This is a genomic window from Streptomyces niger (assembly GCF_000718305.1).
Lineage (GTDB): Bacteria > Actinomycetota > Actinomycetes > Streptomycetales > Streptomycetaceae > Streptomyces > Streptomyces niger.
The window spans coordinates 61,565-75,982 of the sequence record NZ_JOFQ01000027.1 but is presented as its reverse complement, the minus strand read 5'-3'; the positions used below and the strand labels follow the sequence as shown (position 1 = coordinate 75,982).

Below are 14,418 nucleotides of genomic sequence, written 5' to 3'. Positions count from 1 at the left end.
TACTGCCCTCGTCGTCACTCCCGCCAGGGCTGCGGGGCGAGCCCGGCATCCGGGAGGACGGGAGAGGCCTCAGACGGTGGCCTGGGGGTGCGCCGGGCTCAGGTGGTACACGGCGGTCTGTGCGGCGTGCGGGCCGAGCAGGCCTTGCAGTTCGTCGACCGCGGCCTTGAGAAGGTCACCGTCGCGGGTGGCGTGGACGGTTTCGAGGGCGAAGACGACGTGGGTGGAGTCCTCGGTGACGCGGGTGCGGTGGGCGTCGCGGTGGTTCCAGTGACGGGTCAGGACGCCGGCGGTGTCCGCGTAGACGATCTCGCCGGGCTTGGGGTGCTCGACGGCGTCCGGCTCGCCGAGCGGGGTGAAGGGTTCGGTGCCGTCCGCGTACCGGATGTCGACATCGCCGGTGACGCGGTCCAGGTCGAAGGCGCCGGCAGGCAGGCCGTGGCGGACCGAGACGGCGTTGTAGGAATCGACGGCCGCAGCGATGCGCGGCAGCGTGCCCTTCTTGGCCAGACGGCGGCCGAGCGCGTCGACGCTGGGGCGGACGCGGCGGGGGTTGGTGCCGAAGGAGCGGTACGCGGTGTGCCAGGCCTCGATGCGTGGATCGGTCTCGTCGGCGGGCCGCCAGGCGCCGTCGGCGAGCCGCTGCTCCAGCTCCGCCAGGGCGGCGGCGGTGTGCGGCCAGGGTTCGTGGCCGCGCAGCCCGGTGGCGGTGACCAGGGCGATGAGGGTGTCGGGGAAGGCGTCGGCGACGGCGGGGGAGAGGCGGAAGGAGGGCATGGGCGACTTTCCGTTTTCGATGGGGCGGGGGGTGTCGAGGACGGGCGTGTGGGGTGGCGGGGCGACTACGTCAGGGCGAGGAGGCTGACGGCGACGGCGGCGGTGCCCAGGCCGACGAGCTGGCCGCGGTGGATGCGTTCGGCGAGGACGCCGCGGGCGAGCAGGACCGTGCCGGCCGGGTAGAGGGCGGTGATCACCGCGACGACGGCGAGGTCTCCGTTGCGGGCGGCCAGCAGGAAGAGCAGGTTCGCCACCGAATCCAGTACGCCGGCGGCGGCCGACATGGCGTACGCGGGCCGCTCGGAGCCGAGCCTGCGGTACAGCACGCCGGCCGCGGCCAGGGTGACCGCCGAGGAGACCGCGCGGCCGATGATCAGCGGAGCCACGCCGCTGTCGGCGGGCGCCTGGTGCAGGCACACGAGTTGCAGGGCGATGGCGGCGCCCGCGCCGAAGGCCAGCAGCAGCGCCGTACGGGAGGGCCGTATGCCGCCCGCACCGTGCCCGGCGCTGACCAGGACGACCGCGACGAGCGCGAGGGGCAGGCCGATCAGCCCGGCGGCGGCCAGGTGCTCGCCCTGCAGCAGGCCGACGGCGACGGGCAGGGCGGCGGAGACCAGCGCGGTCACGGGCGACAGCACGTTCATCGGGCCGATCGCCAGCGTGCGGTAGAGCAGGACGAACGCGGAGGCCGAGGCGACTCCGGACGCGGCACCCCAGAGGAGGGCGCCGGTGCTGAAGGAGGCGCCGAGCACGGGCCACAGCAGCAGCTCGACCGCCAGGCTCGACGGAGCGGCGATCAACACGGTCCGCAGTACGTGTGCCTTTCGGGCGCCGAGGCCGCCGAGGAAGTCGGCGCACCCGTAGGCGAGGGAGCTGCCCAGGGCCAGCAGCAGAGCGATCACGGTACATCCCTTACTATCTCAACGGAACGACCGAACCGTACAATGGAGCGACCGAGCCGGTCAATCAACCGACCGGAAGGTTCATTGCACTGACCCACTCGCGAGGATGATGATCGGATGACCGAGACAGAGGCAGCCCTGCGGACGCTCGCGCACAACGTCAGAGCGGCCCGCAATCGCGCCGGCCTGTCCCTGGACGAGCTCGGCCGCCGTGCCAAGGTCAGCAAAGGCGCCCTGGTGGCATTGGAAAGGGCCCAGGGCAATCCGAACTTCGCCACCCTGGTCCGGCTGGCCGACACCCTCGGCATCTCGGTGTCGGCCCTGATGGAGGGGCCCGCGGAAGGCCGCGTCCGCATCGTCGCCGCCGATACGGTCATGCCGCTGTGGGCCGGAGCGCAGGGCAGCGAGGCGCGGCTCATGCTGACGACCACCGGCCCGGCGCCGGTCGAGGTCTGGCGCTGGCAGCTGGCGCCGGGGGAGGAGTACCCCAGCCATCCCCACCAGACCGGCGTCGTGGAAACCGTCAGCGTCACCGCCGGTCGGATGACCCTGATCGTCGACGGCACCGAGTACGCCGTCGAGGCCGGCCAGACCGCCACCTTCGACGGCGACGCGCCGCACACCTACCGCGGAGCGGGCACCGAGACCTGCCACCTGATCATGACGGTCCACCTGCCGCCCGGCCCCGCTTCAACCGCCTGACCCGCGCCCCACGAGGCGAGGAAGCGCGACGGCCCGCCGCCCTCGCGGACGGCGGGCCGTGCCACTCCTGGCTACTCGGTGGTCGGCGGCGTCCGGCGCGGGGGACGCGCGGCGCGCGGACGGAGGTGATGGTCCACGCGGGGCTGCGGCCCGACCGGGGGAGTGGCGGACTGCAGGTGCCAGCAGTGCTGCTGGGCGACGACCGCTGCGGGCACAGGGCAGGTCGTCAGCTGAGCTGCGGCGGTCAGCAGATCGACGACCTGCCGAAAGACGGCCAAGGGGACGGCGAGGACGGTACGTGCGCGCACAGTGCTCCATTTCGAGACGCGGATGGACGGACCGGGAAACGCGAGCGAAGGGGGGCGGCTCGCCACTGGTCCTGGCGCACTACAGCGAACCGGTGAGCGTTCGGCCCGCACAACGGGTCACGGGGCACGCACACCCGGAACTGGCCACCGCGAGGCGACCAACTTGCGCCACACCCATACCGGTGCCCTGGTCAGCGCCTGCGTCGACCGACACCGCACGCGAAGCCAAGAGACCGGGCACGCATCACTCCATACGGTGAACGGACACGTTCAAACGCACTCCCGGTCGATGGCCGGTTACCTCGTCTCCGGCCTGCTCGGGCAGGTCAGGGCTTGATGAGAACCTTCAGGCTCTTGCGGTCGGCCATGTCCTGGTACCCGGCCGGCACGCCGTCGAGGTCGGTGGTGGCGTCGAAGACCCTGCCCGGCTCGATGGTTCCGTCGAGGATGTCGGGCATCAGCTCTTCGATGTACGCGCGGGCCGGAGCGGGGCCGCCGGCCAGCCGGATGTTGTGGCCGAAGAGGCTGCCGAAGCCGATCGGCGCTTCCTCGTACTGCGGGACGCCGACGCGGCTGATGACACCGCCCGGGCGTACGACGCCGAGGGCCTGTTCGTAGGCGGGCATGTTGCCGACGGCTTCGAGGACCACATGCGTACCGTGGCCGCCGGCCAGCTCACGGACAGCGGTGATGCCTTCCTCGCCGCGCGCGGAGACCACGTCGGTGGCGCCGAACTCGCGCCCGAGATCGGTGCGCGCGGTGTGGCGGCCCATGAGGACGATCTGCTCGGCACCCAGGCGCTTGGCCGACAGCACAGCCATCAGGCCGACGGCGCCGTCGCCGATGACGGTGACGCGGGTGCGCTCGTTGACACCACCGGCGACGGCGGCGTGATAGCCGGTGCCGAACACGTCCGAAAGGGTGAGCAGGGACGGCATCAGCGCCGAGTCGGCGGCGACGGGGAGCTTGACGAGGGTGCCGTCGGCGAGGGGGACCCGGACCGCCTCGGCCTGGCCGCCTTCCTCCGGTTCGACGTCCCAGAAAGCGCCGTGGACGCAGGAGGTCTGCAGGCCCTCGCGGCAGAATTCGCAGGTGCCGTCGGAGTAGGCGAACGGGGCGACGACCAGGTCACCTCTCTTGACGGTGGTCACCTCGGAGCCGGTGTCCTCGACGATGCCGATGAACTCGTGCCCCATCCGGGCCGGACTGTCGGCCGGTGACATCGAGCCGTAGGGCCATAGATCGCTGCCGCAGATGCAGGAGGTGGTGACGCGGACCAGCGCGTCGGTGGGCTGCTTGATGACGGAGTCGGGGACGTCCTCGACGCGGACGTCGCCGGCGCCGTACATGAGGGTTGCGCGCATCAGGTGCTCCATTTGCCGGTGGTGCGGCGGGCGGTGGTTGCCGTACGGATCAAGCGTCGTCGCCCCGAGCGGGACCGGCATCCGCGATACCCCGGGTGGCGGGTACTGCGCTGGACGCCGCCCTTCGGCGATAAGGTCGCCGTCGTGGTGAGCGCGAAGATATCGTCGACGAAGTCGGTGCCGCGGCGAGGCCCGCTGCGCCTCAGCGCCGCGACCGGCCGGTGCCGCCGGTACGCCGGTCCGCTGCCCAGCCGCAGCAACCCCGCTGCCGAGACGACTACCGCCTCGGCTGCCGAACCGATGGCTGAGCCGCCCGCCGAACCGATGGCTGAACTCGCTGAGCCGACTGCCGCCCCGGCACATGGGGAGGCGGCGTGAGCGCGCAGCGGCGGGTCACCATCCGGGACGTCGCCTCCCGTGCCGGGGTCTCCCGCGCCGCGGTCTCCCTGGCCTTCAACAACAAGCCGGGCGTCTCCGACGCCACCCGCGCCCGCATCATCGAAGTCGCCCGGACCATGGGGTGGGAGCCCAACCGCTCCGCGCGGGCACTGAACCGGCACGGCACGGGGGCAGTGGGACTCGCCATCTGCCGCCCGGCCCGCCAACTCGGCCTGGAACCCTTCTACATGGAGTTCATCTCGGGGCTGGAAAGCGTCCTGAGCGCACACTCCAGCGCGTTGCTGCTGCGCCTCGTACGGGACGTGGACGAGGAGATCGAACTGCAGCGGCACTGGTGGCAGTCCGGCCAGATCGTCGGGTCCGTCCTGGTCGACTTCCAGGAGCATGACCCGCGGGTGCCGGCACTGTCCCGGCTCGGCCTGCCCGCGGTGGCGGTCGCCCACCCCTCGCTCGCCGGGCCGTTCCCCGCACTGTGGACCGACGACGGTGCCGCGGTCGCCGAGGCCGTACGCTACCTGCACACTCTCGGGCACACCGCTATCGCCCGGGTCGGTGGCAGGGCTGAACTGGGGCACAGCGCCCTCCGCGGCGCGGCGTTCCAGGACACCATGGCCGAGCTCGGGCTGTCGCCCGGACGGCAGGTCGACACCGATTTCTCCGGCGAGGACGGGGCCCGGGCCACCCGCTCCCTGCTGGCCGGCGCCGCCCGCCCCACGGCGATCATGTACGACAACGACCTGATGGCGGTCGCGGGGATCGCGGTGGCCAGTGAGATGGGGCTTCGCGTACCGCACGACGTCTCGCTGCTCGCGTGGGACGACTCGCAGCTGTGCCGGCTGACCCACCCGACACTGTCTGCCATGGGACACGACGTGCACGCGTTCGGTGCGGATGTCGCGCGCAGGCTTCTGGCACTGCTCACGGGGGAGACGCAGCCTTCGCGCGCGGTACGGGCTCCGGCGCTGACGCCGCGCGCTTCCACGGGGCCTGCGCCGCATCGGGCCGACTGAACTTCGGCCGGGCCGAACGGAGTTCGGTGAACTGCGCGGGGCGCCGAAGTCAGGGAGGCGCCCCGCGGCCAGGTGGTGCGATGGCCGGAAGAAGCTGCCGCGCGTCTGTCAAGTGGGCTGAGATTAGGCCGCGTTGGTGGTGAGGTCAACGTGCCGGGGCGGAAGAAGTACATCGTTTTCCTCGCTCGGTTGTGTTAAGTAAATGTTTAGTCATACTCGGGCTTGGTGGCTGTACTTCACGGGACTTTCCACTTGACCGGTCTATGGACGTGGAATGGGCGGCGCACTACCGTGGGGGCGCGGTCGACCGGAGGTGTCAGGGCTGAGGGACGTCCGTACGGGAGTGCATGCCGTGCCCCACCATGATGGGAAGAGGCACCCATGCGCACATCACGACGCAGCAGGCTGTTCGCCTGCCTCACCGCCGCGGCCGCAACCACATCCGTGCTGGCCCTGACCGTGGCGTCCGAAGCCGCGGCCGGCCCAGCTCACACGGGCAGCGCGAGCACGGGAAACAGCAAGAGCAGCAAGAGCAGCAAGCAGGACGTGCTCTCCTACCTGAACTCCCTCAAGGGCTCGTACATCGTCTCCGGTCAGCACAACAAGGAACCGGCGAACCAGCCCTCGCAGTACACGCAACAGGTCAAGGACGTCACCGGGCAGTACCCGGGGCTGTGGGGCGGCGACCTGCTGTTCCGCGCCGAGGACGTGGCCAACCGACAGCGCATCGTCGATCAGGCGAAGACCGAGTGGGCCAATGGCTCGCTGGTCGCCCTGACGTGGCACGTGTGCACGCCCACCGGCGGCAGCACGTGCGAGTTCGACGGTGGCGTCAAGACGCAGATCTCCGACCAGCAGTTCCGGCAGATCGTCACCGACGGCACCGCACTCAACAATGCCTGGAAGCGACGCCTCGACGAGGCCGTGCCGTACCTCAAGCAGCTCAAGGACGCGGGCGTGCCGGTGCTGTTCCGGCCGTTGCACGAGATGAACGAGACGTGGAACTGGTGGGGCCACCGACCCGGCTCCGAGGGCGGCGCCAAGCTGTACCGGATCACCCACGACTACCTCGCCGGCAAGGGCCTGGACAACCTGATCTGGGTGTGGAACGTCCAGGACAACCCGGCGGGCGGCTGGTCCAGCTACTACCCGGGCGACAACTACGTGGACGTCGTCTCGCTGGACGCCTGGTACAAGAACTATCCGAGCCAGGCGGACTACCAGCAGCTCAAGGGCATCGCGAAGACCAAGCCGATCGCTCTGGCGGAGCTGGGCAAGATGCCGAACGACGCGCTGCTGACGAGCCAGCCCGACTGGACCTACTTCATGATGTGGTCCGAGCAGCTGCGCGGTAACAACACCAACGCCGAGATCCAGAACACCTACTTCCACCCGCGCGTGCTCAACCAGGGTGAGGTGAAGGTGGGGTGAGCGAGGGCAGCACCCGGTGACCGGTGGTGCGCCGCACCCACCGCGTGCTGCGCGCACGGGGGAGCCGGGCCAGGCGTACGCCCGGCCCGGCTCCCCCGCGGTGTCACGCGTCGCGCTGCGCCACCACGACGCCGTACGCGCCGAGGGTGATCTCGGTCAGGGGTGTGCCGCCGTCCAGGCTGCTCAGCGCTCCCTTGCCGACCCGGGGCACCACGGTCAGCTCTTCGGGGTGCTGGCTGAGGAACCACACGAACCGGCGGCCGTCCTCGTGTACCATCTCGCCGGTGACGACCCGCCCGTCGTCGACCGTGACAGGCGGAGTGACGCCGGCCTCGGCGGCGAGGGCCGCGTACAGCCGCCAGGTGGGCTCCGGATTGACGGCCGGGGCGTGGGCCGCCATGTGCTCCAGCGGGTACGTGGACAGGACCAACTGCCCGGCGCCGGTGCGGTGTCGCACCAGGGCGGGGCGGCCGTGGGTGTCGGTCGCGACGACCTCCGCGCCGTTGGGGACGACGGGCAGGTAGCTGCGGGAGTGGGCGTTGCCCGCGACCGGGAACACCAGCTCCGTGCCGGCCGCGAGGGGGCCGAAGTCGCGCTGGAAGACCATGCGCAGCTCGCTGTCCTGGACGGTGTCGACCAAGCCGTAACGCAGCTGCTTCGTCACCCCGAAGGTCTCGTCCAGCTTCGGCCACCATGCGCCGCGTTGGGTGCCGTGTGACCCGGCGTAGTACGAGGCGTACACGGTGGCGCCGCGCTCGGCGTGCGCGCGCAGCTCCCGCCAGGTGGGGGCGGTGAGTTGCTTGGTGCTGGGCAACAGGTACAGCGCGCTGTCGGCGGGCAGTCCGTCCGCCTCGCGGGCGACTCCGACCGGCAGGTCGGCCTCGCGGGCCGCGACGTACGCCTGGCGGGTGGCGGTGAGGACGTCGGCGGCGTCCTCGCGCTGGGTGAACGGGTACTGCTTCTCCAGATAGGAGGAGACGACCAGGGTGATGTCCGTGTCGGGGCGGGAGAGCCGGGTGAACTCCGTACGGTCCAGGATGTCGGCGAAGGCACGCACCTCACGGAGTTGTGCCTTGGGCCGGCCCTGGTCGTCGGTGAGGCCGAAGTGCATCTCGAACGGGTGGTGGGAGTACGGCTCCTGGTCGGCGAGGGCGTCGTAGTCGGTGTTGTTCCAGGGGATCCAGCCCGTTGCCCCGGCCAGCAGGGTGTGGTGGAGGCTCTGGCGGTAGTAATGGGCGGCGTTCTCCTCGGAGGTGTAGTCGGAGGAGACGCCGAACTCCTCCATGATGACCGGCTTGCCGCCGATGTCGAGGAGCTCGCAGACGAACGCGGCACCGAGGTTCTGGCGGACGGGGTCGTCCTCCATGCGGTAGACGTGCGGGCCGTGGAAGTCGACCAGCGGCTCCAGGTCGCGGACGCGGAAGCCGTTGTCCTCGCCGCTCATCTCCAGGCCCCAGGCCCCGTCACCGAGGGAGACGGGCTGGCGGGCCCCGGTCCCGCGCAGTGCGGAGGTGAGCGTACGGGCCCATTCGGTGACGTGCCGGTGGTCCACGGTGCCGATACCGCGGGACTGCCAGTCGGCGTAGATGGGAACCTCGTTGGTCAACAGCCAACCGGCGACTGCCGCGTGGTTCTTCCAGCGGGCGGCGCACTCGCGTACGTACCAGGCCTGCCGCTCGACGAACCACTCGTCGGCGAACACGTCGCGGCCCTCGCGCCAGGCGGGGTCCCAGTTCTGCCCGGACATGTGGCCGACCAGGAAGGTCGGGATCGTCGTCATGCCGAGGGCGTGGTGGCGGTCGAGGAAGTCGTCGAAGCGCTCCAGCATCGCCTCGTCGAGGCGCTCGGGCTCCGGCATGAAGTCCGGCCAGTACAGGAAGCTCCTGGTCACAGTGATGCCGTGGTCGTGCAGGGTGCGCAGCTCCTCGTCGATGACGGCGCCGTCGTAGTGGCGCCACATCAGCGGGCCGCCGGTCCGCGACCAGAAGTTGACGCCGATCCAGGCGGTGGGCCGGTCTGCCGGGCCGAGCTTGGCTGAGTGGCGATGCATGGGGCTCCTGTCGGTGGTGGAGGGACGGTCGGTGGTGTGGAGGGACGGCCGGTGGTGTGGAGGGACGGTCGGTGGGCTGCGAGCACACCGGGAATCCGAAGTGACGCCAGTAGGTATATCGATTGACCGAGCAACTGTCGAGGGATTGCGGAGAGTTGAAGGCGCTGTTAAGGTCCGGCGCAATCACAGGTCAAACGTTTTCTCGTCAGGTGTCGGAGGCGGGGGTGTTGGCCGGGGCACGGATGCCTCAGGCGACGTGGATGGCGATGACGCAGACAGTGCAGCTGGCGATGGGGCGGACGACGCGGACGGCGTGGCTGACGTCGATGACGCGGGCGGGAGCGCCGATGAAGAGCAGACAGGAGCGCCGATGAAAAGATGGCTGACCGTGGGGGTGGCGGGGGCCGTCGCGACCGCCCTGGCGACCGCGTGCACGGGGTGCGGCGGACCGCTGGATCCCGGAACCGACGACCCGCACACCCTCGTCGTGCACAGTCGGTTCGCCCCCGGCACGTACGGCGCGGACACCTACGCCTCCGTCGTCGCGCAGTTCGAGCGCGAGAACCCCGACGTACACATCAAGAACCTGTACAACGGCGACGACATCTTCAACTCGTTCGAGACCGCTCGGCTCGCCGACAAGGAAGCCGATGTGCTGCTGATCAACCTCTACGACAAGGCGTACTCCTGGACCGGACTGGGTGCCACCCCGCCGGTCAACCGCTACCTCGAGGAGTGGGGCCTGAAGGACCGCGTCGAGTCGCGGGCCCTGAAGGCGTGGACCGACGACAAGGGCCGCGTGCGGGCGTTCCCCTGGACGGGTTTCACCTGGCCCGTCCTGGTCAACAGCAAGCTCCTGCACCGGGCCGGCATCGAGAAGCCCCCGCGCACGATGCCGGAGCTGCGTGCCGCCCTCAAGGCGCTGCGGGCCGCGAACATCCCGGCCATGACCATCGGCGGGAACGACTGGTCGGGCCAGAAGTTCCTGATGCAGGTGGCGCAGGGCTACATGGAGCCGGCGGTGGCCAAGCGCGTCTTCAGCAAGGGGGGTTACTGCGCCGAACCGCAGGCGAGGAAGGGGCTGCGGCTCTTCGCGCAGCTGCGGGACGCCGGGCTGTTCGTCAAGGGCGCGCAGGGCCTGAACGCCGACCAGATGAACGCCGACTACCTGGAGGAGCGCGCCGCGATGATGCCGGCCATCTCCTCCACCATCGCCGCCGTCCCGGCCCCGCTCGCCCGGCACACGAAGATCGCCGGATTTCCGGTGCCGTCCGACGGCACGTACGACAAGCCCACCGTCTACAACGGCGCGACCTCCACAGGTATCTGGCTCACCCCGAACGGTACCGAGAAGCCGGACCTGACCGAGAAGTTCGTGAAGTTCCTGTACCGCAAGGACGTGGTGCAGAAGTTCATCGACAAGTCCGGTTACGTGATGACCATGCGCGGCCAGCGGCCCTCCAAGGGACGGCCGTTGGTGAGCGAGTCGTCGCGGGTCACGCACGGCGACACCGTCAGCGAGGTCGTCATGCCGGACGACTATGTACCCCCTGCGGTCTCCACCCCGCTGAACCGCGCCACCTCCCTCGCCTACACCCGGGGCACCGACGTGCAGGCGATGTGCAAGGCCCTCGACACCGCCTACCGCAGCTGACCGGAGCGCGCCACGATGACTCTGACAACGATGTCTACGCCTCCCACGCCCACGACCCGCTCCGGACCGCGCTCCGGCCGGCCCTCGCGCCGCGGCCCGCGCACCACCGTGATGGCCGTGCCCGCGCTGCTCTGGTACGCCGTCTTCATGATCGGGCCGATCGGGGCCATCTTCGTCATCTCGGTACTGCGCTGGCCCGGCATGCTCGCGGAGATCGATTTCGCCGGCCTCGACAACTACCGCGCCGTGCTGGGCGACGGCCTCTTCTGGCAGGCCGCCCGCAACAGCGCCGTCCAGCTCGTCATCGCCGTACCCATCATGATCGTCGGCGCGTTCATGCTGGGCTACTTCATCTCCACCAAGCCCCGCGGCTACCGGGTCCTGAAGGTCATCATCTTCACCCCGGCCCTGATCTCCGCCTCCGCCAAGGCCATGATCTTCTGGGGCATGTTCGCGCCGCAGGGCGTGATCAACAAGCTGCTGGGCAGCGTCGGCCTCGAAGCGCTCCAGCACGCCTGGATCGCCGACACCGCCACGGCGTTCGGCTGCATCATCGCCATCGACATCTGGGGCGGCATCGGCTACACCGCCACGCTGTACGCGGCCCGCCTGGATGCGCTGCCCGCCTCCGTCCACGAAGCCGCCGAACTCGACGGCGCCGGACACTGGCGGCGCATGTGGGGCATCGCCTACCCCATGGTGCGCGACTACGTGGGCGTCACCGTGATGCTGCAGTTCCTGTGGACGCTGTTCACCTCGGCCCAGAACGTCCTGCTGCTCACCCAGGGCGGCCCCGGGAACAGCTCGACCAACCTGTCCTTCCTCGTCTACCAGAAGGCGTTCGTCCAGTCCGACCTCGGCTACAGCCAGGCCGCCGGCGTCCTGCTCTTCGCCATCGGCCTGGTGGGAATGCTGACGATCCGCCGCGCCTTCCGACAGCCGTACTGACGTCGCCGCGTCGCCCGGTCGCCGTACTCACCCAGACCCAGGGAATCCGTCATGACCACACTCCCCGCAGCCACCCGTCCCGCGCCCCGCATACGCAGCAGAGGCCCACGCCGCAGGATCGGCATCGGCCGGGCCGCCTCCTACCTGGGGGCCTGGTCCTACGCCCTCATGCTGCTCCTCCCGCTGTACTACCTGCTCGTCTCGTCCTTCAAGGACAACAGCGACATCTTCGCCTCGCCCCTGGCCCTGCCCGACTCGCTGTCGCTGCGGAAGTTCACCACCTCCCTCCACGACGCCCGACTCGACCTGGCCATCGCCAACTCGGTGATCGTCACCGTGCTGTCCCTCGCCGTGATCCTGCTGCTCGCCGTGCCCGCCGCATACGCACTGGCCCGTGCGACCGGCAAGGTCGCCGCCGTCATCGAACGAGCCTTCTCGCTCGGCTTCCTCATCCCCACCTTCGCCGCGCTGGTGCCCACCTTCCTGCTCGCCGCGCAGCTGGGGCTCTTCCACACCCGTACGTTCCTCGTCCTCTTCCTGCCCGCCACCTCGCTGCCGCTGGCCGTGGTGCTGCTGACGCAGTTCATGCGGACGGTGCCCAACGAGGTCGAAGAGGCCGCTCGGATGGACGGCGCCGGCAACTGGACGGTGCTGGTGCGCATCTACCTGCCGATGGTGGTGCCGGGCATCGTCACCGTCCTCATCCTCAGCTTCCTGGCCTTCTGGAACGAGTACCTGTACTCGCTGGTGATCATCGGCCCGGACGAGGCGCAGCGCACCATCCAGGTCGCCGTGCCCACCCTGCGGTCCTCCTTGTCCACCGATTTCGGTGTGCTCTCGGCTGGTACCGTGGTCACACTCATCCCCGTGTACGTCGTGTACGCCGTTCTCCAACGGCGCATGGAAGGTGCCCTCATGGGCGGCGCGGTGAAGGTCTAGTGGTGGCAGAGGGAAGGACGCCCTCCGCGGTGAGAAGGACGGACGTGGCCCAGCGCAAGACCAACCGGACGACGATCAGCGACGTGGCGGCGCTCGCAGGGGTCTCCGTCTCCGCCGTCTCCAAGATCGTCAACGGCAAGGGGAGCTTCCCCGAAGCCACCCGGGCGCGGGTGCTGTGGGCCGCCGACCGGCTGCGCTGGTCGCCCTCCGCCGCCGCCGTGGCCCTGCGCGGCGCCAAGACGCGAGCCATCGGCATGGTCGTCAACCGTGCCCCCGACCTCCTCAACGCCGACCCCCACTTCGCCCTTCTGATCGCCGGCATGGAGAGCGAACTCGCCCCGCGCGACTACGGATTGCTGCTGCACATCGTCGGCGAACACCCCGAGGCGGAAGAACGCGCCTACCGGCGCCTCGCCGATGAGCGCCGCGTCGACGCCGTCGTCCTGACCGAGAGCCGCGTGAACGACCCGCGCGCCGCTCTGCTGCACGACCTGCGCATGCCCGCGGTCCTGATCGGCACTCCCTGGCGGACCCACCCGATACCTGCCGTGGAAGCCGCGGACCGGGACCAGGGCATGAAGGACGCCGTCGATCACTTGGTGGACCTCGGGCACCGGCGCATCGCCTATGTTTCCGGCCCCGAAGACCGCGTACACACCGGGCACCGCCGCCGCACCTTCACCGATCGCCTGCACCACCACGGCCTGCTGCCCAGCCACACCCTGGCCTCCGACTTCGCGGCCCGCACCACCGGTGCGGCGGTGACCCAGATGCTCCTGGACGACAGCCCGCCCACGGCCATCGTCTTCGCCAACGACATGATGGCGCTGGCCGGCATCTCCGCCGCCCGCCGGCTGGGGCGCGACGTGCCCGGTGACCTCTCCGTCGTCGGCCACGACGACCTGCCTCTCGGCCAGCTCCTCCACCCGCAGCTGACGACCATCCGCCAGGACCTGGACCACATGGGCCGCGCCGCCGCGCTCAGCCTCCTCCGCCACCTCGGCGAGGAGGACACGCCACCACCGCCGACCGTGACCCCGCCCCAGCTGATCATCCGAGAGTCCACCGCGAAGGCGCGCTGACGAGATACCGTCGACGACAGACCGAGTCGCCTCTCCTTGACGCGTCATCCTCTCCTTGACGCGTCGTCCTCCCCTTGAGGGGCGCCCTCCCCTTGAGTCGTTCTTCCGATGGGTCGGAGAGAGATGCAGCCCGGACAGCATGAACAGCATGCAGAGGCGGTCGACGTCGCAGAGCTTGCGGCGAGGCTGCGGCACGTTTTCTGGCTCGGGGGCGGGCCCGGCGCAGGGAAGTCCACGATCGCCCGCCGACTCGCCGACCGCTACGGATGGCGCCGCTACGCGACCGACGACGTGATGCGGGACCACGCAGCGCGCACCACTCCGGAGGAGGCTCCCTTCCTGCACCGGTTCATGGCCATGGATATGGATGAGCGATGGGTGAACCGGTCTCCCGAGGTCATGGTGGACACCTTCCACTGGTTTCGCGGCGAGGGCTTCGGACTGATCGTGGAGGATCTCCTTCGCCTTCCGGACGAGCCGTGCATCATCGTCGAGGGATTCCGACTGCTGCCGCGCCTCGTGAAGCCGCTCCTTGCCCTTCCCGAACGTGCTGTCTGGCTCCTTCCCACCCCCGCATTCCGTGCGGCCGCCCTCCGGAACCGATCGGCACCAGGGGACGGGTTCGTCCGGAGGACCAGCGATCCCATGAGGGCCGGCCGTCATCTCGCTGAACGGGATCGCATGTTCAGCACACGGCTCCAGGAGGAGACCGAGCGGCTCCGTCTCCGCACCATCCCGGTCGACACCGCGATGACGGAAGACGGTCTCACGGCGCAGGTGGCCAGGGCGTTTCGACTCGACTGCCGACCCTGAAGCGGGGGGCGCAACAAGCGGCCGCGATCAGCCGCAATC

The 14,418-nt window shown here is 70.0% G+C and carries 13 protein-coding genes; 8 read left to right on the top strand and 5 right to left on the bottom strand.

The annotated features are described in order from the left end of the window. Positions 1-69: 69 nt before the first annotated feature. Both IF20_RS33080 and IF20_RS33075 read right to left on the bottom strand, forming a co-directional pair. A complete protein-coding gene (locus IF20_RS33080) occupies positions 70-777 on the bottom strand; it encodes a B3/B4 domain-containing protein (RefSeq protein ID WP_052869113.1) in 708 nt (235 codons plus the stop codon). 65 nt (positions 778-842) lie between these two features. Beyond that, positions 843-1,679, bottom strand: a complete 837-nt coding sequence (locus IF20_RS33075; protein WP_052869112.1) for a DMT family transporter — start codon at positions 1,677-1,679, stop codon at positions 843-845. 117 nt (positions 1,680-1,796) lie between these two features. Between IF20_RS33075 and IF20_RS33070 the strand changes: the two genes are divergently transcribed. Continuing rightward, a complete protein-coding gene (locus IF20_RS33070) occupies positions 1,797-2,381 on the top strand; it encodes a helix-turn-helix domain-containing protein (protein WP_052869111.1) in 585 nt (194 codons plus the stop codon). 71 nt (positions 2,382-2,452) lie between these two features. Here IF20_RS33070 and IF20_RS33065 read toward each other — a convergent pair whose 3' ends face one another. Next, complete coding sequence (locus tag IF20_RS33065; protein WP_052869110.1) at positions 2,453-2,689, bottom strand: hypothetical protein; 237 nt, start codon at positions 2,687-2,689, stop codon at positions 2,453-2,455. A 326-nt stretch (positions 2,690-3,015) separates the two neighbouring features. Continuing rightward, positions 3,016-4,053: a zinc-binding dehydrogenase gene (locus IF20_RS33060; protein WP_052869144.1), complete on the bottom strand. Its 1,038-nt coding sequence runs from the start codon at positions 4,051-4,053 to the stop codon at positions 3,016-3,018. Positions 4,054-4,427: 374 nt separating this feature from the next. Here IF20_RS33060 and IF20_RS33055 point away from each other — a divergent pair, with 374 nt between their 5' ends. Next, positions 4,428-5,462, top strand: coding sequence for a LacI family DNA-binding transcriptional regulator (locus IF20_RS33055; protein ID WP_052869109.1), 1,035 nt, complete (start codon positions 4,428-4,430; stop codon positions 5,460-5,462). Between the two features lie 381 nt (positions 5,463-5,843). Beyond that, positions 5,844-6,893, top strand: a complete 1,050-nt coding sequence (locus tag IF20_RS33050) for a glycosyl hydrolase (RefSeq protein WP_110944777.1) — start codon at positions 5,844-5,846, stop codon at positions 6,891-6,893. 103 nt (positions 6,894-6,996) lie between these two features. Here the strand turns inward: IF20_RS33050 and IF20_RS33045 are convergent, their stop codons facing one another. Beyond that, positions 6,997-8,943 (bottom strand): cellulase family glycosylhydrolase, encoded by a 1,947-nt coding sequence (locus tag IF20_RS33045; RefSeq protein ID WP_052869108.1) that lies wholly within the window; start codon positions 8,941-8,943, stop codon positions 6,997-6,999. A 370-nt stretch (positions 8,944-9,313) separates the two neighbouring features. Between IF20_RS33045 and IF20_RS33040 the strand changes: the two genes are divergently transcribed. From IF20_RS33040 to IF20_RS33020, 5 genes are all read left to right on the top strand, one after another. Then, positions 9,314-10,597 carry an ABC transporter substrate-binding protein gene (locus tag IF20_RS33040; RefSeq protein ID WP_052869107.1) on the top strand — a complete coding sequence of 428 codons (1,284 nt, stop codon included), beginning with the start codon at positions 9,314-9,316 and terminating at the stop codon, positions 10,595-10,597. 21 nt (positions 10,598-10,618) lie between these two features. After that, positions 10,619-11,545 (top strand): carbohydrate ABC transporter permease, encoded by a 927-nt coding sequence (locus IF20_RS33035; RefSeq protein WP_052869142.1) that lies wholly within the window; start codon positions 10,619-10,621, stop codon positions 11,543-11,545. Positions 11,546-11,713: 168 nt separating this feature from the next. Further along, positions 11,714-12,484, top strand: a complete 771-nt coding sequence (locus IF20_RS33030) for a carbohydrate ABC transporter permease (RefSeq protein ID WP_052869141.1) — start codon at positions 11,714-11,716, stop codon at positions 12,482-12,484. 29 nt (positions 12,485-12,513) lie between these two features. Then, positions 12,514-13,566 carry a LacI family DNA-binding transcriptional regulator gene (locus IF20_RS33025; RefSeq protein WP_234426920.1) on the top strand — a complete coding sequence of 351 codons (1,053 nt, stop codon included), beginning with the start codon at positions 12,514-12,516 and terminating at the stop codon, positions 13,564-13,566. Positions 13,567-13,689: 123 nt separating this feature from the next. Next, positions 13,690-14,379: an AAA family ATPase gene (locus IF20_RS33020; protein WP_052869105.1), complete on the top strand. Its 690-nt coding sequence runs from the start codon at positions 13,690-13,692 to the stop codon at positions 14,377-14,379. Positions 14,380-14,418: the final 39 nt, after the last annotated feature.

Bases quoted from the DNA above. Each gene is read 5' to 3' on its own strand.
- IF20_RS33030 (WP_052869141.1), top strand. From the start codon at position 11,714: ATGCTGCTCCTCCCGCTGTACTACCTGCTCGTCTCGTCCTTCAAGGAC.
- IF20_RS33080 (WP_052869113.1), bottom strand. From the start codon at position 777: ATGCCCTCCTTCCGCCTCTCCCCCGCCGTCGCCGACGCCTTCCCCGAC.
- IF20_RS33050 (WP_110944777.1), top strand. From the start codon at position 5,844: ATGCGCACATCACGACGCAGCAGGCTGTTCGCCTGCCTCACCGCCGCG.
- IF20_RS33070 (WP_052869111.1), top strand. From the start codon at position 1,797: ATGACCGAGACAGAGGCAGCCCTGCGGACGCTCGCGCACAACGTCAGA.
- IF20_RS33045 (WP_052869108.1), bottom strand. From the start codon at position 8,943: ATGCATCGCCACTCAGCCAAGCTCGGCCCGGCAGACCGGCCCACCGCC.
- IF20_RS33060 (WP_052869144.1), bottom strand. From the start codon at position 4,053: ATGCGCGCAACCCTCATGTACGGCGCCGGCGACGTCCGCGTCGAGGAC.
- IF20_RS33040 (WP_052869107.1), top strand. From the start codon at position 9,314: ATGAAAAGATGGCTGACCGTGGGGGTGGCGGGGGCCGTCGCGACCGCC.
- IF20_RS33020 (WP_052869105.1), top strand. From the start codon at position 13,690: ATGCAGCCCGGACAGCATGAACAGCATGCAGAGGCGGTCGACGTCGCA.